Origin of the sequence: Amycolatopsis sp. BJA-103 (assembly GCF_002849735.1) — a bacterium.
Taxonomy (GTDB): Bacteria; Actinomycetota; Actinomycetes; order Mycobacteriales; family Pseudonocardiaceae; genus Amycolatopsis.
The window spans coordinates 4,167,501-4,188,335 of record NZ_CP017780.1 but is presented as its reverse complement, the minus strand read 5'-3'; the positions used below and the strand labels follow the sequence as shown (position 1 = coordinate 4,188,335).

The 20,835-nt window shown below is 69.1% G+C and carries 20 protein-coding genes (1 of these 20 cut by a window edge); 14 read left to right on the top strand and 6 right to left on the bottom strand.

Features of this window, described 5'->3' with window-relative positions; translation table 11 throughout:
- Positions 1-90 precede the first annotated feature (90 nt).
- A complete protein-coding gene (locus tag BKN51_RS18050) occupies positions 91-3,477 on the top strand; it encodes a tetratricopeptide repeat protein (protein WP_101608764.1) in 3,387 nt (1,128 codons plus the stop codon).
- Here BKN51_RS18050 and BKN51_RS18045 read toward each other — a convergent pair.
- Positions 3,458-4,150: a DNA alkylation repair protein gene (locus BKN51_RS18045; protein WP_101608763.1), complete on the bottom strand. Its 693-nt coding sequence runs from the start codon at positions 4,148-4,150 to the stop codon at positions 3,458-3,460. The two genes, BKN51_RS18050 and BKN51_RS18045, sit on opposite strands and share 20 nt — an antisense overlap.
- A gap of 184 nt (positions 4,151-4,334) precedes the next feature.
- Between BKN51_RS18045 and BKN51_RS18040 the strand changes: the two genes are divergently transcribed.
- Together BKN51_RS18040 and BKN51_RS18035 are read left to right on the top strand one after the other, a co-directional pair.
- Positions 4,335-5,921: an alpha/beta hydrolase gene (locus tag BKN51_RS18040; RefSeq protein WP_101613287.1), complete on the top strand. Its 1,587-nt coding sequence runs from the start codon at positions 4,335-4,337 to the stop codon at positions 5,919-5,921.
- Between the two features lie 295 nt (positions 5,922-6,216).
- The gene (locus BKN51_RS18035) at positions 6,217-6,702 is read left to right on the top strand and encodes a helix-turn-helix domain containing protein (RefSeq protein ID WP_101608762.1); all 486 of its coding nucleotides are present in this window, start codon (positions 6,217-6,219) and stop codon (positions 6,700-6,702) included.
- A 40-nt stretch (positions 6,703-6,742) separates the two neighbouring features.
- Here BKN51_RS18035 and BKN51_RS18030 read toward each other — a convergent pair whose 3' ends face one another.
- A complete protein-coding gene (locus BKN51_RS18030; RefSeq protein WP_101608761.1) occupies positions 6,743-7,708 on the bottom strand; it encodes a helix-turn-helix transcriptional regulator in 966 nt (321 codons plus the stop codon).
- Positions 7,709-7,809: 101 nt separating this feature from the next.
- Between BKN51_RS18030 and argC the strand changes: the two genes are divergently transcribed.
- From argC to argH, 8 genes are read left to right on the top strand one after another with little or no spacing between them, the layout of a single operon-like run.
- Positions 7,810-8,838: an N-acetyl-gamma-glutamyl-phosphate reductase gene (gene argC, locus BKN51_RS18025; RefSeq protein ID WP_101608760.1), complete on the top strand. Its 1,029-nt coding sequence runs from the start codon at positions 7,810-7,812 to the stop codon at positions 8,836-8,838.
- Positions 8,835-9,995 carry a bifunctional glutamate N-acetyltransferase/amino-acid acetyltransferase ArgJ gene (gene argJ / locus BKN51_RS18020; protein ID WP_101608759.1) on the top strand — a complete coding sequence of 387 codons (1,161 nt, stop codon included), beginning with the start codon at positions 8,835-8,837 and terminating at the stop codon, positions 9,993-9,995. Before argC ends, argJ begins: the two co-directional genes overlap by 4 nt.
- Positions 9,992-10,912 carry an acetylglutamate kinase gene (gene argB / locus BKN51_RS18015; protein WP_101608758.1) on the top strand — a complete coding sequence of 307 codons (921 nt, stop codon included), beginning with the start codon at positions 9,992-9,994 and terminating at the stop codon, positions 10,910-10,912. Before argJ ends, argB begins: the two co-directional genes overlap by 4 nt.
- Positions 10,909-12,102 (top strand): acetylornithine transaminase, encoded by a 1,194-nt coding sequence (locus BKN51_RS18010; protein WP_101608757.1) that lies wholly within the window; start codon positions 10,909-10,911, stop codon positions 12,100-12,102. Before argB ends, BKN51_RS18010 begins: the two co-directional genes overlap by 4 nt.
- A gap of 15 nt (positions 12,103-12,117) precedes the next feature.
- Positions 12,118-13,044 (top strand): ornithine carbamoyltransferase, encoded by a 927-nt coding sequence (gene argF, locus BKN51_RS18005; RefSeq protein WP_101608756.1) that lies wholly within the window; start codon positions 12,118-12,120, stop codon positions 13,042-13,044.
- A complete protein-coding gene (locus BKN51_RS18000; protein ID WP_101608755.1) occupies positions 13,041-13,562 on the top strand; it encodes an arginine repressor in 522 nt (173 codons plus the stop codon). Before argF ends, BKN51_RS18000 begins: the two co-directional genes overlap by 4 nt.
- Positions 13,552-13,905: an argininosuccinate synthase domain-containing protein gene (locus BKN51_RS17995; protein ID WP_101608754.1), complete on the top strand. Its 354-nt coding sequence runs from the start codon at positions 13,552-13,554 to the stop codon at positions 13,903-13,905. Before BKN51_RS18000 ends, BKN51_RS17995 begins: the two co-directional genes overlap by 11 nt.
- Before the next feature lie 27 nt (positions 13,906-13,932).
- Positions 13,933-15,348, top strand: coding sequence for an argininosuccinate lyase (argH, locus tag BKN51_RS17990; RefSeq protein WP_101608753.1), 1,416 nt, complete (start codon positions 13,933-13,935; stop codon positions 15,346-15,348).
- A gap of 33 nt (positions 15,349-15,381) precedes the next feature.
- On the opposite strand, the gene BKN51_RS17985 is transcribed toward argH, so the two are convergent.
- On the bottom strand, positions 15,382-16,074 hold the full coding sequence (locus tag BKN51_RS17985; protein WP_101608752.1) for a TetR/AcrR family transcriptional regulator: 693 nt from the start codon (positions 16,072-16,074) through the stop codon (positions 15,382-15,384).
- 33 nt (positions 16,075-16,107) lie between these two features.
- On the opposite strand from BKN51_RS17985, the gene BKN51_RS17980 reads away from it, so the two are divergent.
- On the top strand, positions 16,108-17,484 hold the full coding sequence (locus BKN51_RS17980) for a serine hydrolase domain-containing protein (protein ID WP_101608751.1): 1,377 nt from the start codon (positions 16,108-16,110) through the stop codon (positions 17,482-17,484).
- On the opposite strand, the gene BKN51_RS17975 is transcribed toward BKN51_RS17980, so the two are convergent.
- The 3 genes from BKN51_RS17975 to BKN51_RS17965 are packed head-to-tail and all read right to left on the bottom strand — an operon-like array spanning position 17,485 to position 19,363.
- On the bottom strand, positions 17,485-18,120 hold the full coding sequence (locus BKN51_RS17975) for a TetR/AcrR family transcriptional regulator (protein ID WP_101608750.1): 636 nt from the start codon (positions 18,118-18,120) through the stop codon (positions 17,485-17,487).
- Positions 18,120-18,791 carry a DUF4166 domain-containing protein gene (locus BKN51_RS17970; protein ID WP_101608749.1) on the bottom strand — a complete coding sequence of 224 codons (672 nt, stop codon included), beginning with the start codon at positions 18,789-18,791 and terminating at the stop codon, positions 18,120-18,122. Before BKN51_RS17970 ends, BKN51_RS17975 begins: the two co-directional genes overlap by 1 nt.
- Entirely contained in the window at positions 18,788-19,363 is a 576-nt protein-coding gene (locus tag BKN51_RS17965) for a hypothetical protein (RefSeq protein WP_101608748.1), read from the bottom strand. Before BKN51_RS17965 ends, BKN51_RS17970 begins: the two co-directional genes overlap by 4 nt.
- Before the next feature lie 112 nt (positions 19,364-19,475).
- Here BKN51_RS17965 and BKN51_RS17960 point away from each other — a divergent pair, with 112 nt between their 5' ends.
- Positions 19,476-20,111 (top strand): DNA-3-methyladenine glycosylase, encoded by a 636-nt coding sequence (locus BKN51_RS17960; protein ID WP_101613286.1) that lies wholly within the window; start codon positions 19,476-19,478, stop codon positions 20,109-20,111.
- Between the two features lie 32 nt (positions 20,112-20,143).
- Positions 20,144-20,835 carry the 5' portion of a tyrosine--tRNA ligase gene (gene tyrS / locus BKN51_RS17955; protein ID WP_101608747.1) on the top strand. The gene runs 583 nt beyond the window's last position, so the window shows 692 of its 1,275 coding nt (coding positions 1-692); it begins with the start codon at positions 20,144-20,146; the stop codon falls past the right edge of the window.

Sequence of the window (20,835 nt, the reverse complement as noted above, 5' to 3'; positions counted from 1 at the left end):
TCCGGATCAGCGCGTGAAGGCCCCCTTCCCCCGGCTCGACCGAGGGAAGGGGGCCTTCACACGTCAGGGGATGTGGCAAAGTGAGGACCCGTGCCACGTCCAGACGGTCGCTCCAGCATCCAAGCCATCGCACGTGCCCGGCTGAGCGACGGTTTCGTCGGGCGGGTCGGGGAACGCGAAGGGTTCCGGGAGAATCTGGGGCTCCCGGAGGGCGACCGGCGCCGCCGGTACCTGTTCTCGGTGCACGGTCTCGCCGGGGTCGGCAAGACGTTCCTCCTCGAACAGCTTCGCGGTATCGCCGAAGAGTCCCGTGCCCTGGTCGGGTTCGCGGACGACCGGCAGCAGGATCTCCCGGCGACCCTGGTCAAACTCGCGAAGGACCTCGCGCGCAGCGGCCACGAGATGCGCCGGTTCGAGAAGCGCTACGAGTTCTACCTCAAAGCGAGGGAACGGCTGCACAGCGATCCGCAGGCACCGGCGGCGGGCCGTGCCCTGGTGACGAAGACCGTGGTCAAGGCCGGTCTCGGCGTGGCGAAGACCCTGCCCGGTGGGAGCATCGCCGCCGACGCGATCGACGCGGACGCGACGGCGAAACAGCTCGATCAGCTGCAGAGCTACCTCGCGGCCAAATTCAAGCGGAAGGCCGATGTCCAGCTGCTCCTGGATCCGGCGGAGGAGCTGACCAAGCCGTTCGTCGAGGATCTCTGGCGTCTTCCGGAATCGCGGCAGGTCACCCTGTTCTTCGACACCTTCGAGCGGACCGGGCAGGTCCTGGACACCTGGCTGTTCGACCTGTTCGGCGGTCTGTACGGCGAGCTGCCGCCGAACCTGGTCCTCACCGTGGCGGGCCAGTTCCCACTCGACAGGACGAAGTGGCTTCGGCACGAGTTGCTGACGCGGGAGATCGAACTCCGGCCGTTCACCGAACCGGAGGCGCGCCAGTTGCTCGCCGAGCACGGGGTCACCGACGAGCAGGTGATCGAAGTCGTGCTGCGGCTCACCGACGGGCTGCCCGTGCTGGTCGCCATGCTGGCGCAGGGAAAACCCGCCGAAGCGGACGCCGTCGGCGATCCCGGCGATGACGCCGTCAAGCGTTTCCTGCGCTGGGTACCCGACGAGGAGAAGCGTGCACTCGCCGCCGTGGCCGCCCTGCCGCGTGTCCTGGACGAAGACGTCCTCGCCGTCCTGACCGGGCGGGAGTCCGCGGGGGAGACCTTCCGCTGGTTGCGGGAGCTGCCTTTCGTCGGGCGGCGGGAACTCCCGGTGCGCTACCACTCAGTCGTGCGCGGGCCGATGGTGCGGATGGAGCGCGGCCGCTCACCCGCCACGTTCGCCGACCAGCATCGGAAGCTCAGCGAGTACTACGAAGGCCGGTGCGCCGAACTCGGCCTCAGCCGCAATCGCGAGGCGTGGAACGACGAACGCTGGCAGCGAAGGAAACTCGAACAGACCTATCACCGGCTCTGCGGTGACCCGGCGGAGGCGCTGCCGGACGCCTTGGTGGGTGCCGCGGAGATGATCACCACCGGCACCGCTCCCGCTCGTGGCTGGGCGCGCATGATGGAGCAGGCGGGCATCGACGCGGACGCGCCCGCCGTCCTGCAGTGGGCGCAACGGCTGGCCACCGCCGTCGGCGACGGTGACGGTCCGCGCGAGATCCCGGTGCTCGACCTGCTCGCCGGCGCCGGGGAATTCGACGCGGCCAGGCTTTCGAAGGTGATCAGGCGGCGTGCCTGGGCCTATGAAGACCAGGACGACTTCGAGGCGGCGAAACGGGACTTCGACCGGGCGCTCGACCTCAACCCCGCCGACGCCTACGCCTGGAGCGACCGGGGAAACCTCTTCCGCAACAAGGGTGACTGGGAACGGGCGCTGGAAGACCTGAACCGGGCGATCGAACTCGATCCCACCTATGCCTTTTCCTGGCGTGGCCGTGGTTCCGCGCGCGCCGCTCTCGGCGATCTCGAGGGCGCGATGGCCGATCTCGACGAAGCCGTCCGTCTCCAGCCCGAGCACGCGTGGGCGTACACCGCCCGGAGCGAGGTGTACGACAAGCTCGGAGAACCCCGGAAGGCGATCGGCGAACTCGACATCGCGATCCGGCTCGATCCCGACTATGCCTGGGCGATCAGTCAGCGAGCGATGCTGCTGTCCGAGCTGGAGGAGAACGAGGATGCGCTCGCCGGATACCGGGCGGCTGTCGCGTTGCGCCCCAAGGGCGTCTACTACCTGACACAGCTCGCGCGGTTCCTCGAGAAGATCGGGGACGCCGACGCCGCCGCGAAAGCCTTCGACGAGGTCGTCATGGTGGACCTCGACAACGCCAGCTCACACGCGATCCGGGCGGGCTTCCACCATCGCGCCGGACGGCACCGGCTCGCGATCGACGGCTTCACCACCGCCATCCGGCTCGACCCGGACTACGAGTGGGCGTGTTACTGGCGCGGGCGGGTGCACGACGACCTGGGTGATCGTCAAGCGGCGCTCGCCGACTTCGAGCGGGCGATCGAGCTGGTCCCCGAGGACGCCGAGAACCATTTACGGCGCGGGATGGCGCTGGTCCTGCTGAAAAAGCCCGGCGATGCGCTGGAGGCGCTGAACCGCGCGATCGAACTCGCGTCCGCCGACGAATGGGTGCACACCTGGCGAGCGCTGGCCCACCGGGCCTTGGACGACAACACGGCCGCCCTCACCGAAATCGACGCCGCCCTCGCGGCGAGTCCGGAGTTCGCCTTCTTCCATACCACCCGGGGTGACATTCTCGCGGACCTGGATCGTCACGGGGAAGCCCGGACCGCGCTGGACGAGGGCGCACGCCTGGGTCAGGACGAGGGCTACGCCTACTACCGGCGAGCCCGTCATCGTCTCCTCTTCGGCGATTTCGCCGGTGCCTTGTCCGATGTGGACAGCGCGCTGGCCGACGGCCACGACGAGAGCGGCCGCGTCCTGCGCGCGGAGATCCATCGCCGGGCGGGGGAGTACGCGGAAGCCGTCCGGGAACTGCGCGAACTGGTCGTCCTCCACCCCGACGACGTCGAGTACCGAGGGAACCTGGGAGAGGCCCTGCTGTTCGCCGGGGAGACGGACGAGGCGATGCAGGTCCTGAGTCCCGTCGCGCCGGAATCCTCCTGGGCCCACAACCTCCTCGCGCTGGCCTGGTTGAAGACCGGGCGGACCGAAGAGGCCGAGCGGAGTTTCAGCGAGTCCCTCGAAGAAGCCGTCGTCTCGTCCACGGCCGACCCTCACGACTGGGACGCCAAGGCCCAGCCACTGTTCTATCTGCTGGCCCTGGGCCGTGCCGAAGAGGCGAAGCGTGCTCTCACGGACGTGATGGCGGAGGGGCCGCCTTCGGAGGTGCGGCTGGACCTCCTCCGTGACTTGAAGGAGACGGGCGAGCTGCTGCCCGGGCTCGACGAGGTGATCGGAGAGCTCATCGCCCTCGTTCCGAGGCCGGTGCTCAACCGCCCAGATGCTTGAGCGCCTCCCTTCTGGACAAAGTGGACAGTGCCGGATGCGCGGTGACGAACGCGCGCACCCAGTCCGGCTCGGTCTTCGCGTACTCGCGGAGCGCCCAGCCGATTCCCTTGCGCAGGAAGAACTCCCTGTCGTCGATGTTCGCCTCGACGGCGCGGGTGAGGAGGTCGGTGTCCGTGCCGGTCTTGGCGCCGACCTGGCAGATCACCGCCGTGCGGCGGCGCCAGAGGTCCTCGTCGTACGCCCAGGTCAGCATCAGCGGGGTCACCGTCTCCGGTTCCGCCCGCAGGATCGGCCCGACACGGCGGATGGCGACTTCGTCCACATAGTCCCACCACGCTCCGGTCACGATCATCTCCTCGTACAGTCCGAGCAGATCGCTGTCCTGCCAGCGGGCATAGGCACGGTGACCGGAAAGGCCGATGGCCGCGTACCGCTCTTCGCGGAATTCCGCTTCACGCCACAAGGTGAGCACCGCGGTGGAGAAGCTCACTCGATCGGGTAGCGGATGTTCGGTGAAGAGCCGCTTCAGCAACGGCGCCCGCGCGGGTTTCTGCACCCCGAGGTACGGCATCTCCGACTTCATGTACGCCCGCATCGCCGGCGCCTTCGCGGGATCGGCCAGTCCGGCCAAACCGTTGCGAACCGCCGAAACCAGGCTTTTCGCCTCGTCCACTCGCGCTCCTCTCCCCGTGGGTGCGGCGAGCGTACGACAAAGGACCGACAAGACTGATATGCCCGGAACGGGGCACGGGATCCCGACTAAAGAGGGATGGCGGGCGACGTGTCGGTCAGCGAGATTGAAGCCGGTTCTCGGTAGCTTCGGCCCGACCGGGTCGAACGCGGACGAAAAGGAACACATGAAGAAATTCGTTGCCGCCCTGGCGGTCGCGGGGATCGGCGCCGGCACCATGGCGCTCGCTCCCTCCGCCACGGCCGCCTCGGCGTCGGACTTCGATCCGAAGCCCATCTCCTGGGGAGCCTGCACCCGTCCGAGCCTGGTGAAGGCCGGCGCGGAATGCGGCTCCCTCGAGGTCCCGTTGGACTACGCGAAGCCCGGCGGGGAGAAGGTCTCGATCGCCGTCTCGCGGGTGAAGCACAAGTCCGCCCAGTCGCAGGGCGTCATGATCGTCAACCCGGGTGGTCCCGGCGGTTCCGGTCTCGGCCTGTCGACCCTCGGACGCGCCGTCCCCAAGAAGGCCGGTGAGGAGTACGACTGGATCGGCTTCGACCCGCGCGGGGTGGGGGAGAGCAAGCCGTCGCTGACCTGCGATGGCAACTACGCCTCTTACAACCGCCCGCAGTACGTGCCGACCACGCGCGCCCTCGAGAAGGCGTGGTTCGACAAGGCGAAGGGCTATGCGAAGGCGTGCGCCAAGAACGGCGCGATCCTCGAGCACATCAAGACCATCGATGTCGCGAAGGACGTCGACAGCCTGCGCAAGGCGCTGGGCGAAAAGCAGATCAACTACTACGGCTTCTCCTACGGCACCTACCTCGGCCAGGTCTACAGCACGCTGTTCCCGCAGAACGTGCGGCGGATGGTGTTCGACGGCACGGTCGACCCCCGCGATGTCTGGTACAAGGCGAACCTGAACCAGGACATCGCCTTCGACAAGAACATCAAGACCTACTTCGGCTGGCTCGCCAAGTACGACGACGTCTACCACCTCGGCAAGACCGCGTCCGCGGTCGAGAAGCTGTGGTACGCCGAGCAGAAGAAGCTGTACGACAAGCCCGCGGGCGGCGTCATCGGCGGTTCCGAGTGGACGGACATCTTCCTGCAGGCCGGTTACTACGTCTTCGGCTGGGAGGACATCGCGAACGCGTTCTCCGGCTGGGTGCACAAGGCCGACTGGCAGACCTTGAAGGGTCTGTACGACGACTCCAACCCGCCGGGCCAGGACAACGGGTACGCCGTGTACGCGGCCGTGCAGTGCACCGACGTGGCGTGGCCGCAGAACTGGAACCGCTGGAAGTTCGACAACTGGGTCACGCACTTCCGGGCGCCGTTCGAGACGTGGGGCAACGCCTGGTTCAACGCGCCTTGCCTCAACTGGCCCGCGAAGGCGGGCAAGCCGGTGGAGATCGACGGGCGCAAGGTGCCCGGCATCCTGCTGGTCAACGAGGAGAAAGACGCCGCGACGCCGTATCCCGGCAGCCTCGAGATCCGCAAGCGCTACCCGAACTCCAGCCTGATCAGCGCGCCCGGCGGCACGACGCACTCGGGTTCGTTGTCCGGTGTGTCCTGTGTGGACGACAAGATCGCGGACTACCTGCTGACCGGGAAGCTGCCCGTGCGGAAGCCGGGCAACGGCTCGGACGTGCAGTGCACCCCGGTGCCGCAGCCGGTTCCGGCCCCGGCCTCCGCTGCGCCCAAGTCCGATGTGCCGTCTCCCGCGGCTGAAGTGAAGAAGGAGGCGCTGGCTCAGGCGCTGCCTTTCTGAGCCTGGTCGCTTTCGGGATGCTCTGGTGCCCCGCTTCGGATCCGTTCCGAAGCGGGGCTTTTCCTTTCGGTGCGGGTGGTGGGCTGAAGGGGACTTTCCCCGCATGTCACGCGGTGAAGGGCGCTTTCCCTGCATCGCATGCGGGGAAAGTCCCGTTCAGCGCGCCTGGTCGCGTGCCGTGACCGGCACCCTTTCGTCCCGGACGGTGCTCAAAGGACCGGTCATCCACCGTCCGGTACCGATTTCCCGTCGCCGCGCCGGGGAATTGTCGGGGCCGCCCGTTAGCGTCCCCGGCATGACCATCGTCGAAGAGCACCGGACCGAGATCCGCGTGCAGGACACCGTTTATCGCATCGAGGTCGCCGCCCGTGAGGGTGGCGGCGCGGCCGGGGAAGACCGCTGGGTGACCGTCATGGTCGGCGGAGCCGGACCGCAGGAGGAGCCTGTCGCCGAAGGCAGGCTCGACATCGACGCCGACGCCGTACCGGCCTTGGCGACCGTCCTTTCCGACACGCTGATGGCGTTCGCCGGGCGGAGCACCGGCCGCCGAAGATCGGCCGACCGTCCCGCGCATCAGGGCCTTCCCTGGTCCGAAGAGCTGGACGCCGAACTGGAAAGCCGTTGGCTGGCCGGGGAAAGCGTCGAGGAGATCGCGCGGCGGTTCGAACGATCGCCGGGCGGGATCCGGGCCAGGCTCCCCAGGGTCGGCTGCGACCCGGAGCGCCGGGGCGCGTATCTCCCGATCCCGCCGAGCAGACGAGAGGCAGGTGAACTCGGCTGAACCCGGGCGGCCGCGAGGGCTTGTGTTCTCGCGGCCGCCGTCAGTCCACTGTGGACGCCGTCGCGCGGTTCGCTCGCGCCGCCATCTCCCGGAGGTGGCCGATCAGTTCCGGTGGTTCGTGCACGGTGAACTCGCAGCCGAGCCCCAAGAGCCGGAACGCGAGCCAGTCGAGGGTGTCGGCGCCCGCGTTCAGGACGCAGGTCTCGTCGTCGACCGGTTCGACTTCGCCGACGGCGTCCCCGATCGCGGGGGCGATCTGGTTCATCGGCGCGTGCAGGGTCACGCGTGCGCTATAGGTGGGAAGGAGGCTGTACATCCTGTCGGTGACATAGGCCGCCACGTCGTCCGCGGGAGGTTGCCGCGGGGTGGCCCGGCCGCCGGTCGCCCGCGGGCCGGAGATCCGGTCCACACGGAAGATCCGCCAGTCGTCGCGTTCGAGGTCGTAGCCGAGGAGGTACCAGCGGCGCCCGGCCGAGACGAGCCGGTGCGGTTCGACGTGCCGCCGGGATTCGGTCCCGTCGCCCGTCCGGTAGGCGAACCGGGTCCGTTCGGTGTTCGCGATCGCGCCGGCGAAGACGGTGAGGTGCTCCGGGTCCACCGAGGGGCCGGTGCCGGGCAGTGGCACCGTCGCGGCGCCCAGCGCGCCGACGCGATAGCGCAGTCGCGAGGGCAGCACTTGCTCGAGCTTCGCCAGCGCCCGCACCGAAGACTCCTCGATCCCCGAGATCGCCTGCCCCGCGGCACCCCGCAGACCGACCGCGATCGCGACGGCCTCCTCGTCGTCGAGCAGCAAGGGCGGCATCGCCGCGCCCGCGCCCAGCCGGTAGCCGCCGTCGGAGCCTCGTGACGCCTCGACGGGGTAACCGAGCTCACGCAGCCTGTCGATGTCGCGCCGGATGGTCCGCTGGCTGACCTCGAGCCGCCCCGCGAGCTCGCTGCCGGGCCACTCGCGCGGTGTCTGCAAGAGCGACAACAGGCTGAGCAACCGGGCGGGCGTGTCTGTCATGCGGCAAGGATGCCCCGTATAAGGGACAGAGGATGACCTGGTTCGGGTGAGCCGCACGACTTTGTTTGATTGAACTTGCACGGCTGTGCATAATCATTCGTATGACGGTGAAGATCGCGGTTGCCGGAGCCAGCGGGTACGCGGGTGGCGAACTCCTGCGCCTGCTGCTGACCCACCCCGAAGTCCAGATCGGCGCGCTGACCGCGGCCAGTTCCGCGGGGACGCCGCTCGTCCGGCACCAGCCGCACCTCGCGCCGCTGGCGGACCGTGTCCTGCTGGAGACGACCCCGGAGACCCTGGCCGGGCACGACGTCGTCTTCCTCGCCCTGCCGCACGGCCACTCCGGGGCCATCGCCGCGCAACTGGGCCCGGACGTCCTGGTGGTCGACCTCGGCGCGGACCACCGCCTCGCGGACGCGGCCGACTGGCAGCGCTGGTACGGCGGTGACCACGCCGGACAGTGGCCGTACGGGCTCCCCGAACTCCCCGGCGCCCGCGAGCGCCTCGCCGGGGCCAAACGCGTCGCGGTCCCGGGCTGCTTCCCGACCGGCGGTTCGCTCGCCCTCGCCCCGGCCTTCGCCGCGGGCCTGATCGAGCCGGAGGTCAACGTCGTCGCCGTGACCGGGACCTCGGGCGCGGGCAAGAGCCTCAAGCCGAACCTCCTCGGTTCGGAGGTGATGGGTTCGGCCACCGCGTACGGCGTCGGCGGAGCCCACCGCCACACTCCCGAGTTCGCGCAGAACCTCTCGGCGATCTCGGGGGAGCGGGTCAAGGTCTCGTTCACCCCGGTGCTGGCCCCGATGCCGCGCGGGATCCTCACCACGGCGAGCGCCGCGCTCAAGTCCGACTTGGACGCCGACGGCGCTCGTGCGGTGTACGAAAAGGCCTACGCCGCCGAGCCGTTCGTCCAGCTACTGCCTCCGGGTCAGTGGCCGTCGACGGCCTCGGTGGTCGGTTCGAACAACGTCCAGCTGCAGGTCACCGTCGACGCCGACACCCGGCGCCTGATCGTGGTCGCGGCCATCGACAACCTCACCAAGGGCACCGCGGGAGGCGCCGTCCAGTCGATGAACCTCGCGCTCGGCCTCCCCGAAACCACCGGACTACCGACCGTAGGAGTCGCTCCGTGACCGTCACCCAGCCGAAGGGATTCCGTGCCGCGGGCGTCGCCGCCGGGATCAAGGCCGAGGGCAAGCTCGACCTCGCGCTCGTCGTCAACGACGGGCCGTTGCAGGTCGCGGCCGGCGTGTTCACCCGCAACGTGATCAAGGCCGCGCCCGTCCTGTGGTCGCAGGAGGTGCTCAAGCAGCGGCGCCTCAAGGCCGTCGTCCTCAACTCCGGCGGCGCGAACGCCGCCACCGGTCCCGGCGGTTTCCAGGACACCCACAAGACCGCCGAGAAGGTCGCCGGGCTCTTCGAGGCGGGCGCGATCGAGGTCGCGGTCTGCTCGACCGGCCTGATCGGTGAGCGGTTGCCGATGGACGCGCTGCTTTCCGGCGTGGACACCGCCTTCGGGGCACTCGGGACCGGCACCGAGTCCGCTCTCGATGCCGCCACCGCGGTCATGACCACCGACAGCAAGCCGAAGCAGGCCGTCGCGGAGCACGAAAGCGGCTGGAGCGTCGGCGGGTTCGCCAAGGGTGCCGGAATGCTGGCCCCGAACCTCGCGACGATGCTGTCGGTCCTCACCACCGACGCGGTCGTCACGCCCGACGTCCTCGACAGGGCCCTGCGCGCCGCCACCGGCGTCACCTTCGACAGGCTCGACGTCGACGGCGGCACCTCCACCAACGACACCGTGCTCGTCCTCGCGTCCGGCGCCAGTGGCGTCGAACCGACCGAAGCCGAACTGACCGAACTGCTCACCGCCGTCAGCCTCGACCTCGTGCTGCAACTGCGCGCGGACTCCGAAGGCGCGACCAAGCACGTCGACGTCACGGTCACCGGCGCGGCGAGCACGGCCGACGCCATCGCCGTCGGCCGGACGATCGCCGAGGACAACCTGGTCAAGACCGCGCTGTTCGGTTCGGACCCGAACTGGGGCCGGATCGCCATGGCGCTGGGCCGGGTACCCGCGGAGATCGATCCGGAGAAGGTCGCCATCACGATCAACGGTGTCACTCTGTTCGCCAAGGGCACCCCCGCTTCGGACCGCTCCGAAGCGGACCTCTCGGGCCGTGACATCCAGATCGTCGTAGACCTCGGCCTCGGTGAAGGCGAAGCGACGATCTACACGACCGACCTCTCGCACGCCTACGTCGAAGAGAACAGCGCGTACTCGTCATGAGCCCTTCCGAATCCACGGTCCCCGCGGACGAGCGGCTCGCGACGGCCGCCGAGAAGGCCGCGATCCTCATCGAGGCGCTGCCCTGGCTGCAGCGTTTCCACGGCGCCACCGTCGTGGTGAAGTACGGCGGCAACGCCATGATCGACGAGGGCCTCAAGCAGGCCTTCGCCGAGGACATGGTGTTCCTGCGCATGGCCGGGCTGCGGCCGGTGGTGGTGCACGGCGGCGGCCCGCAGATCACCGCGATGCTCAACCGGCTCGGCGTCGAAGGCGAGTTCAAGGGCGGCCTGCGCGTCACCACCCCCGAGACGATGGACATCGTCCGCATGGTGCTGACCGGCCAGGTCAGCCGCGAACTGGTCGGGCTGATCAACGCGCACGGTCCCTACGCGGTCGGCATCTCCGGCGAGGACGCGCGGCTGTTCACCGCCGAGCGCAAACAGGCCACTGTGGACGGTGAGCCGGTCGACATCGGGCTCGTCGGCGAGGTTTCCGAGGTCAACCCGGACGCGGTGCTCGACATCGTCAACGCGGGCCGGATCCCGGTGGTGTCCACCGTGGCCCCGGACGTCGACGGCGTCGTGCACAACATCAACGCCGACACCGCCGCCGGTGCGCTGGCCGCCGCGCTGGGCGCGGAGAAACTCGTCGTGCTCACCGACGTCGAAGGCCTCTACGCCAACTGGCCCGACCGCGGTTCGCTGGTCGACCGGATCCGCGTCGACAGGCTCGAAGCGCTGCTGCCCGGTCTCGCCAGCGGCATGATCCCGAAAATGGAGGCCTGCGTGCGCGCCATCCGCGGCGGCGTCCGCCGCGCGCACGTGATCGACGGCCGCATCGCCCATTCGGTGCTGCTGGAGGTCTTCACCTCCCGCGGCATCGGTACCATGGTCTTCCCCGAAACGGAGCTCCCGTGACCACGTCCGAGTCCAATGTAGACGGCCAGGAACGCTGGAAGGCGTCCCTCATGGACAACTACGGCACCCCGGCGCTGACCCTGGTCCGCGGCGAGGGCGCGAAGGTCTGGGACGCCGACGGCAAACCGTACATCGACCTGCTGGGCGGGATCGCGGTCAACGCGCTGGGCCACGCCCACCCCGCCGTGGTCGCCGCCGTCTCCGAACAGGTCGCGAAACTCGGGCACACCTCGAACCTCTACGTGAACCCGGTCGTCGTCGAGTTCGCCGAAGCCATCCTCGACGTCGCCGGCCTGTCCGGAAACGCGAAGATGCTGTTCGTCAACTCGGGCGCGGAGGCCAACGAAGCCGCGCTGAAGCTGAGCAGGCTCACCGGTCGCGAGAAGATCGTCGCCTGTGAGGGTGCTTTCCACGGCCGCACCATGGGCGCGCTGACGCTGACCGGCCAGCCGTCGAAACGCGACCCGTTCGCACCGCTGCTCCCGGGCGTGACCCACGTTCCTTATGGTGACGTCGACGCGCTTCGCGCCGCGGTGGACACCGACACCGCAGCGGTCTTCCTCGAGCCGATCCTCGGGGAAGCGGGTGTCGTCCCGGCGCCGGACGGCTACCTCCAGGCCGCGCGGGAGATCACCAAGGCGACCGGGACCCTGCTGGTCCTCGACGAGGTGCAGACCGGCATCGGCCGCACCGGCGCGTGGTTCGCCTTCCAGCACGCAGGCATCGTCCCGGACGTCATCACCCTGGCCAAGGGCCTCGGCGGCGGCCTGCCGCTCGGCGCGGTCATCGGCGTCGGCGCGGCGGGCGACCTGATGAAGCCCGGCCAGCACGGCACCACCTTCGGCGGCAACCCGATCTGCTGCGCCGCCGGGCTCGCCGTGCTCAAGACCATCGCCAAGGACAACCTGAACGACCACGTTTCCGCGCTGGGCAAGGACATCGCCTCTCGCGTCGAAGAGCTCGGCCACCCGCTGGTGGCCGGGGTCCGCGGGGCAGGGCTGCTGCTCGGCATCGCGTTGCGCGAACCGGTCTCGGCGGCGGTCGCCAAGGCCGCGCAGGAGGCGGGCTACCTGGTCAACCCGATCGCCCCCGACACCATCCGGCTGGCACCACCGCTGATCCTGAGCGCCGACGAGGCCAACGGATTCCTCGAAGCCCTTCCCGGGGCGCTCGATTCCACCACCACCTAGGACAGAGACGAACCCATGCTCCGCAACTTTCTCCGCGACGACGATCTCAGCCCTGCCGAACAGGCCGAGATCCTGGACCTCGCCGACCAGTTGAAGGCCGAGCCGCTGAGCTCCCGCGCGTTGGAGGGCAAGTCCGTCGCGGCGATCTTCGAGAAGAACTCCACCCGGACCCGGTTCTCGTTCGAGGTGGGCATCTCCCAGCTCGGCGGGCATCCGGTGATCGTCGACGGGCGCTCGATGCAGCTCGGCCGCGAAGAGACCATCGAGGACACCTCGCGGGTGCTTTCGCGGTACCTGGACGCGATCGTCTGGCGGACCTTCGCCCAGAAGCGCATCGACGCGATGGCGTCGGCGGCGAGCATCCCGGTGATCAACGCGCTCACCGACGAGTTCCACCCATGCCAGGTGCTCACCGATCTGATGACCATCCGTGAGCGCAAGGGCAAGCTCGCCGGGCTCACCCTGGTCTACCTCGGCGACGGCGCCAACAACATGGCGCATTCGCTGCTGCTGGGCGGAACCACGGCCGGGATGCACGTCCGCGTCGTCTCGCCGGAGGGCTTCCAGCCGGATCAGCAGGTCATGCTCGACGCCAAGCACCGTTCGAGCGAAACCGGCGGCAGCACCACGGTCTTCACCGATCCGTACGCCGCGGTCGAAGGCGCGGACGTCGTCGTCACCGACACCTGGACCTCGATGGGCCAGGAGAACGACGGCCTCGACCGGGTTGGCCCCTTCCGTGAGCTGCAGGTCAACGCCGCGCTGATGCGCCGCGCCGCGGACGAGGCGATCGTGCTGCACTGCCTGCCCGCGCACCGCGGCTGGGAGATCACCGACGAGGTCATCGACGGCCCGGCCAGCGCGGTCTGGGACGAGGCCGAGAACCGGCTCCATGCGCAGAAGGCGCTGCTGGTGTGGCTACTGGACGAGAAGCGACGATGACCGGCAGCAGGGTCACCCGGCAGGCCCGGATCACCGAACTCGTGTCCACGATGGCCATCCGCAGTCAGACGGAGCTCGCGAAGCTCCTGGCGGCGGAGGGCATCGACGTCACCCAGGCGACGCTTTCGCGGGATCTCGACGAACTGGGCGCGGTCAAGCTGCGGGGCGCGGACTCAGGAGCACCGGTCTACGTCATCCCGGAGGACGGCAGTCCGGTCCGCGGGGTGCAGGGCGGCACGTCCCGGCTTTCGCGGCTGCTCGCCGAACTGCTCGTTTCGGCGGACTCGTCGGGGAACCTGACGGTGCTGCGGACCCCGCCGGGTGCGGCGCAGTTCCTCGCCAGCGCCATCGACAGGGCGGCGCTGGAGGAGGTCGTCGGTTCGATCGCCGGTGACGACACGGTCGCCGTGATCGCGAGAGAACCTTTGTCCGGCAAGGATCTGGCCGAGCGTTTCATGGCGCTGGCCCGGCGGTCGTCCATCGTGGACGGCGGTGAGGAGACCGAAGGTGGCGCCTGACGCGTTCGCCTTCCCGGATGACCCGGAGAGGCTTGTCGTCACCTTCGACGAAGGTGTGCCCGTCGCCATCGACGGGGAGACCGTCACCCTGCTGCAGGCCTTCCAGCAGGTGAACCGCCGTGTCGGCGCCCTCGGGCTCGCCGGGCGCGAGATCTACGAGGGTCCCGCCGCGGTCGCGCTGGTCACCGCGCGGGAAGAATTGGAAAAAGTCAGTCTCGGGCGGGTGTCCGGCGAAGTCCGCCTGATCCTGCACCGGGGGAACGCGGTCGTGAACTCGGCGCGCGACGAGCGCGCGCTGTACGACTTCACCACAGGCACTACGTTCGACCAGTCAGTCGCCTGAAGAGAACCAAGGAATTCGAGGAGTGTCGTGAGCGGGAATGAGCAGCCGGTGCAGCTGTGGGGCGGCCGGTTCGCCAGCGGGCCGGCGGAGGCGATGGCGGCGCTGAGCGCGTCGACCCATTTCGACTGGCGCCTGGCGCCGTACGACATCGCCGGGTCGAGGGCCCACGCGCGGGTGCTGCGGAAGGCCGGGCTCCTCACCGACGACGAGCTGACGGGCATGCTCGCCGCACTGGACACGCTCGCGCAGGACGTCGCCTCGGGCGCGTTCACCCCGACGGTCGCCGACGAGGACGTCCACACCGCGCTCGAACGCGGCCTGCTGGAGCGCGCGGGCACCGAACTCGGCGGCAAGCTGCGGGCGGGCCGGTCACGCAACGACCAGGTCGCGACGCTGTTCCGGATGTGGCTGCGCGACGCGGCCCGCCGCGTGGTCGCGGGCACCCTCGGCGTCGTCGACGCGCTGGTTTCGCAGGCGAACCGGCACCCGGACGCGATCCTCCCGGGCCGCACCCACCTGCAGCACGCCCAGCCGGTCCTGCTGGCGCACCACCTGCTCGCCCACGGCCAGTCGCTGCTGCGTGACGTCACCCGGTTGCGTGACTGGGACGCTCGCACCGCCGAGTCGCCCTACGGTTCCGGCGCGCTCGCGGGTTCCTCGCTCGGCCTCGACCCCGAGGCTGTCGCCGCGGAACTCGGTTTCGACTCCAGCGTCGACAACTCCATCGACGGCACCGCCTCGCGGGACTTCGTCGCCGAGTTCGCCTTCGACGTCGCGATGCTCGCGGTGAACCTGTCCAGGATCGCCGAAGAGGTGATCATCTGGAACACCGCCGAATTCGGCTACGTCACCCTCGACGACGCCTGGGCGACCGGCAGTTCGATCATGCCGCAGAAGAAGAACCCCGACGTCGCCGAGCTGACCCGCGGCAAGGCCGGACGGCTCATCGGCAACCTGACCGGCCTGCTCGCGACGCTCAAGGCACAGCCGCTCGCGTACAACCGGGACCTGCAGGAGGACAAGGAGCCGGTCTTCGACTCCGTCGAACAGCTGGAGCTGCTGTTCCCGGCGATCGCGGGCATGCTCGAGACGCTGACCTTCCACACCGACAGGCTCGCCGAACTCGCGCCCGCCGGGTTCACCCTCGCCACGGACATCGCCGAATGGCTGGTGCGCCAAGGGGTTCCGTTCCGTGTCGCGCACGAAGCGGCGGGGGAGAGCGTCCGCGTCGCCGAGGGCCGCGGTGTCGGCCTCGACGAACTGACCGACGAAGAGTTCGAGAAGATCAACCCGGCGCTGACACCCGCCGTGCGCGAGGTACTGACCGTCGAGGGCTCGGTGAGCTCGCGCAACGCCCGTGGCGGTACCGCTCCGGAGCGGGTCGCCGAGCAGCGGGACCGGCTGGTCGCGCGGGTCACCGAACACCGCGCCTGGCTGAGCTGACCTGTCGCGTGAAGGCCCCTTGGCCCGGGGCCTTCACGCGTTGGCCGCCAAACCGTCGAGGACGCGGTCGAGGCCACGCTCGAAGTCGGAGTCGTTGGTCTCGCCCGGTTTCCGATCCCGCTGGGCCGCGTACAGCTTCTTGAGCCGCGGGTGATCCCGTACCGCCTGCTCGGCTGCGGGCCACAAGCGATCTTTCCACTCCTGCTCACTCTGCCCGCTGCGCTTGAGCGTCGTCAGCCACGCGGCCTCGCTGGTGGCTCGCCCGACGACGAACGCCATGAGCGTGTTGAACGCCAGATCGGCGTCGTCCAGCGAGAAACCGGCCTCCTCGAACAGCGCCAACGCCGCTTCTGACAGCCGCAGGACGTTCGGCCCCAGATAGGCCACCCCCGCCTCGCCGAGCAGCGAGCCGATCCACGGATGGCGGAGGAACACCGCACGCAGGTCGTGCGCGAACCGCGTCGCCGCCTCCCGCCACGGACCCGGATCCGGGAGCGCGACTTCGCCGTAAATTTCGTCGACGACCAGTTCGACCAGCTCGTCCTTGCCTGCCACATGCGTGTACATCGACGCGGCGGCCACGTCGAGCCGCAGCCCGAGCTTCCGCATGCTCAGCGCGTCGATGCCCTCGGTGTCGAGCAGTTCGATGGCAGCGGAAACGATCTTTTCCCTGCTCAGCAGCGGCTGCTCGCGCTTGCGTTTCGGGGGACGGACCCAGATCGACATCCGCGCTCCTTCCTTGTCCGTACAGTGTCCAGTATGCCTAACAGTGTACGGACAGTCTTCGACCACGCCCACTGGCAGTCCCGCCTCGACGATCTGCGCGCCGAACACCGTGTTCCCGGCGCGTCCCTCGCGGTGCTGACCGGCGGCGAGATCCACGAACTCGCGAGCGGGATCCTGCACCGGGGGACCGGAGTGGAGACGACCACCGACTCTGTCTTCCAGCTCGGCTCGATCGCGAAGGTCTACACGGCCGCGTTGGTACTGGGGCTGGCCGAGGAGGGGCGGCTGGACCTCGACGCACCGGTGATCGAGGCGCTCCCTGAGTTCGCGACGGTCGATCCGGAGGCGACCAGGACCATCACCGCCCGGCAGTTGCTCAGCCACACCGGTGGGCTCACCTGCGACTTCATGGAGGACACCGGGCGCGGCGACGACTGTCTGGCCAAGTACGTCGAAGCAGCCAGGGGAGTGGCGCTCGACTGCCCGCCGGGCACGGCCGCGTCCTACAGCAGCGTCGGATACGCCGTGCTCGGCCGGATCGCCGAGGTGCTCACCGGACTGACCTGGGACGACGCCTTGCGAGAGCGGCTCATCGCGCCGCTCGGGCTCACCGAGACGATGACCCTGCCCGAAGAGGCCTTGCGGTTCCGGGTGGCGATGGGGCATCTCGGGCAGGACCCGGAACCGACGGCCGCCTGGGATCTCCTGCCACGCAACGCCGGACCGTACGGCCGAGTGCTCGCCACGGCCGGCGACGTGGTCCGCTTCGCGCGGATGCTGCTGGACGGCACCTCGGCCGACAGGACTCGCGTGCTCGCCGAAGAGACGGTGACCGCGATGCGACGTCGCGAGGTCGAAGTACCCGACAAATGGACGCTCGGTTCCGACGGCTGGGGCCTGGGCCTGTCGACCTACGACTGGAACGGCGTTCCCGGTTTCGGGCACAACGGTTCGTCGATCGGGCAGCGCTCCTATCTGCGGGTGGTTCCGGAAGCCGGGCTCGCCTTCGCGCTGCTCACCAACCACGGCACGACCGATCGGCTGTACAACGACCTGTCACGGGAACTGCTCGGCGAACTCGCCGGAGTCCAGGTGCCCGCCGAGTTCGCTCCGCCGCCATCACCGCCTTCGGTGGACGTCGCACCTTTCGCGGGCATCTATCGCCGCGAAGGCGTCATCATCACCGTCACCGAAACGGAAGGGACGCTGCACTTCGTCTACGAATTCGCCGACGCGCTCGAGGGAATCGCCCCGTCGATCGAAGCGGATCTGGTGCCGGTGTCGGAAAACGTCTTCGCCGGGATGAACCCGATGTTCGGCGACGACTGGATGCCGGTGCTGTTCTCGAAACTCCCTGACGGCACCGAACACTGCTACACCAGCATGCGAGTCGCGCCGAAGATCGCGTAGCTACTTCTTTGCGGTCTTCCGGAGTTTCGCGCGCACCGCGCGGGTGGCCACCGGGCCGAGTCCTTCAAGGACGTCGGCCAGGACGGCCAGCTGGCCCAGTGCGGCCAGCGCCTTTTCGGCGCCTTCCGGATCGACCGACTCGAACAGCGTCAAGCCGAGGAAGCCGGCGGAGACCGCGTGGGCGAGCCCTTCGGTCTCCGCCAGTTCGAGCACCGGCGAACCGGCCAGCACGCGGTCGAGGGTTCCTTGGACTTCGCGGACCCATTTGTCCAGCGCCTCTCGCGTCGCCTCGGCCAGCCGTCCGCCGCCCTGCGAGCCGGCGAGGGCCTGGGCGAGGACCGCCATGTTCCCCTCGGCGCGCTCCTCCGTGTGGATGGTCCGGCCCAGTTCCAGCAGTTCGCCCAGCGTGCGCACTTCGGCGAACCGGTCACGGAAATGGGCGACGCGGCTTTCGGTCGCTGTCACGCAGGCCTGTGCGAGTAACTCCTCGACACTGCCGAAGTGGTAGAAGATCAGCGCCTGGTTGGTGCCCGCCGCGGTGGCGACGGTCCTGGCGGAAACCGCGGTGATTCCGCTGGTGCGGATGGTCTCCAGCGCGCCGTCGATCAACCGCTGTTTCGTGCTGGGCCCGTTCATCAGTCCAGGACCTTCTCACGCAACGGCTTCACCGCACCGCTCACCCCCGCCCGCAGGTCGACGAACCGTGCCTCGAACGCGCCCCGGTAGCCGAACAGCGGGCCGAACCGCCGGTTCGTCACCTTGATCTCGATCCTGAACAGGTCGCTCTCCTCGTCGAACCACTCGTCGACCTCGGCCACCCCGACGACGGATCGCGGCACCACGCAGCGGAGCGGGCCTTCGCACAGCCGGAATTCCTCCGACCGGATGTGGAAGCCGCCGTCGGGTCGCACCGTCACGTCGAGATCGACCGCGATGTGCTGATGCGTGCCCAGGTAGTCGACGATCTTCCCGCGCTCGGCGCTGTAGACCATCTGCGCGTCGAACCGCCGTCGCCGTTCCGGCAGTTCGAAGGTGCGGACGAACGACACCGTCTCCCTGCCGAGCGAGTCGACGTACGGATAGTTCTCGATGGTGAAGGGGACGTTGTGGCCGCGCTCCGGGAAGAGGATGTGCCTCGACGCGCCGAGCCGCAGGAACGGCGTGGCGAACGCGGCGCCGCGCCAGATCTCGTCCATCACGCCGACGCCGATCATCCCGACGCCGTTCGCCGTGCTCAGCGACAGTCGTTCGCGCATCCGCGGGTGCAGCGACGCGAACTCGGTGCCCAGGGCCTCTTGGAAGATCATGCCTGCTCCAGGGTGTCCAGAATGCGGGGTGCGGTGCCGTCCTTGCCCGCTCGCGGACTCCGGCGGCAGCGGCTCGCCGCGGGCGAAAGCAAGGGGAGGTCCTCCGGCGGGCAGCCGGTTTCGAGCCAGAGACGGAGCCTGTCGAACGACCAGGCCGTCATCCAGCCGAAGATCGGCCGGAACAGCAGATCGGCGAACCTGCCGAAGACACCCCACCGGGTGATGTAGTCGAAGCCGGTGACGAACCGGACGCCGTCCTCGGCCGGGGTGTAGCGCCAGTACCCCGAACCGGACTTGATGAGGGACAGCGGATCCGAGGAGGCGAACCGCAGCGCGGACGTCCGGCCGCCGTCGGGCCGTTCGCTCTCCCCGGCGTGCGTTCCGGTCCCGTTGATCACGAACCCCAGGAATTTCGTCGCGTACCGGAACCGTCCCGGCACGCCCGCCAACGGTTCGATGCGCGCGAAGCGGAGATCCCACCGTTCGTGCAGGTCAGGGTCCTGCGTGTACCGCCACAGGGTGCCGAGGTCGGTGCGGATCACCGTTTCGACGTATAGCGCTCTCCGGCTCATCGAGCCTCCCCTCCAGGTTGAGCGATCGCTCAAAAGCACTGTAGACCATGTTTGAGCGAACGCTCAATACCGAATCGTCGGAGGCTCCGGTTAAGGTCGGGGAGTGCGGAACTTGGTGACCGGGAGGCAGTTCACCCGGCGAGAGCTGGCGCTGGATCCGGTGGAGCTGTCGACGCTCCTGCTCGGCGCGGTGATCGAAGCGACCGGTCCCGACGGCACGGTCGCCGTCCGCCTGGTCGAGGTCGAGGCCTATCGCGGACTCGACGACCCCGCGTCGCACTGCTACCGCGGCATGACCCCGCGCAACGCGGTCATGTGGGGTCCGGCGGGGTATCTGTACGTGTACTTCGTCTACGGGATGCACTTCTGCGCCAACGTCGTCGGCACCGAAGACGGGCAGCCGGGCGCCGTGCTGCTGCGGGCCGGGGAGGTGGTGTCCGGCGCGGACATCGCCAAGGCGCGCAGGCCGTCGGCGCGGGGCAACGGCGAACTGGCCAAGGGGCCCGCCATCCTCACCTCGGTGCTCGGCATCGACAAGGCCGAGAACGGCGTCGACCTGACAGACCCCGCGTCACCCGTCCGGCTGTTCACCGGCGAACGCGCACCCGACGCGGACATCCGCACCGGGCCGCGCGTCGGCGTCGCGATGGCGATGGACACGCCGTGGCGGTTCTGGATCGACGGCTCGCCCGCGGTCTCCACCTATCGCCGGGGCGGCAAGCGGCGGGCGGCGGCCCCCGGCCGATAGTCGGTTGACCTGGTGCGGGAGGATCTACAGGCGTGAGCGAGCACATCCTTGACGAGCTGACCTGGCGCGGCCTGATCGCGCAATCCACCGACACCGACGCACTGCGGCGAGACCTCGACCAAGGACCCCTCACGCTCTATTGCGGATTCGACCCGACCGCGCCCAGCCTCCACGCCGGCAACCTGGTCCCGCTGCTGATGCTCTCGCGCTTCCAGCGCGCCGGGCACCGGCCGATCGTGCTGGCGGGCGTCGCCACCGGGATGATCGGCGACCCGCGCGACACCGGTGAGCGCACCCTGAACACGGTGGACACCGTCTCAGAGTGGGCCGACCGGATCCGCGGCCAGCTGGAGCGGTTCGTCGACTTCGACGACTCGCCGACCGGTGCGGTCATCGAGAACAACCTGGACTGGACCGCGAAGCAGAGCGTGGTCGAGTTCCTGCGCGACGTCGGAAAGCACTTCCCGGTCAACATGATGCTGAACCGGGAGACGGTGAAGCGACGCCTCGAAGGCGACGGCATCTCCTACACCGAGTTCAGCTACCTGCTGCTCCAGTCGCAGGACTACCTGCACCTGTACCGCGAGTACGGCTGCAAGCTGCAGATCGGCGGCTCGGACCAGTGGGGCAACCTCGTCGGCGGCGTCGACCTGATCCGCCGCACCGACGGCGGGCACACCCACGCGCTGACCGCGCCGCTGGTCACCGACTCCGAGGGACGCAA

Bases quoted from the DNA above. Each gene is read 5' to 3' on its own strand.
- BKN51_RS18040 (WP_101613287.1), top strand. From the start codon at position 4,335: ATGAAGAAATTCGTTGCCGCCCTGGCGGTCGCGGGGATCGGCGCCGGC.
- BKN51_RS18035 (WP_101608762.1), top strand. From the start codon at position 6,217: ATGACCATCGTCGAAGAGCACCGGACCGAGATCCGCGTGCAGGACACC.
- BKN51_RS18030 (WP_101608761.1), bottom strand. From the start codon at position 7,708: ATGACAGACACGCCCGCCCGGTTGCTCAGCCTGTTGTCGCTCTTGCAG.
- argC (WP_101608760.1), top strand. From the start codon at position 7,810: ATGACGGTGAAGATCGCGGTTGCCGGAGCCAGCGGGTACGCGGGTGGC.
- argB (WP_101608758.1), top strand. From the start codon at position 9,992: ATGAGCCCTTCCGAATCCACGGTCCCCGCGGACGAGCGGCTCGCGACG.
- argF (WP_101608756.1), top strand. From the start codon at position 12,118: ATGCTCCGCAACTTTCTCCGCGACGACGATCTCAGCCCTGCCGAACAG.
- BKN51_RS18000 (WP_101608755.1), top strand. From the start codon at position 13,041: ATGACCGGCAGCAGGGTCACCCGGCAGGCCCGGATCACCGAACTCGTG.
- BKN51_RS17985 (WP_101608752.1), bottom strand. From the start codon at position 16,074: ATGTCGATCTGGGTCCGTCCCCCGAAACGCAAGCGCGAGCAGCCGCTG.
- BKN51_RS17980 (WP_101608751.1), top strand. From the start codon at position 16,108: ATGCCTAACAGTGTACGGACAGTCTTCGACCACGCCCACTGGCAGTCC.
- BKN51_RS17975 (WP_101608750.1), bottom strand. From the start codon at position 18,120: ATGAACGGGCCCAGCACGAAACAGCGGTTGATCGACGGCGCGCTGGAG.
- BKN51_RS17970 (WP_101608749.1), bottom strand. From the start codon at position 18,791: ATGATCTTCCAAGAGGCCCTGGGCACCGAGTTCGCGTCGCTGCACCCG.
- BKN51_RS17965 (WP_101608748.1), bottom strand. From the start codon at position 19,363: ATGAGCCGGAGAGCGCTATACGTCGAAACGGTGATCCGCACCGACCTC.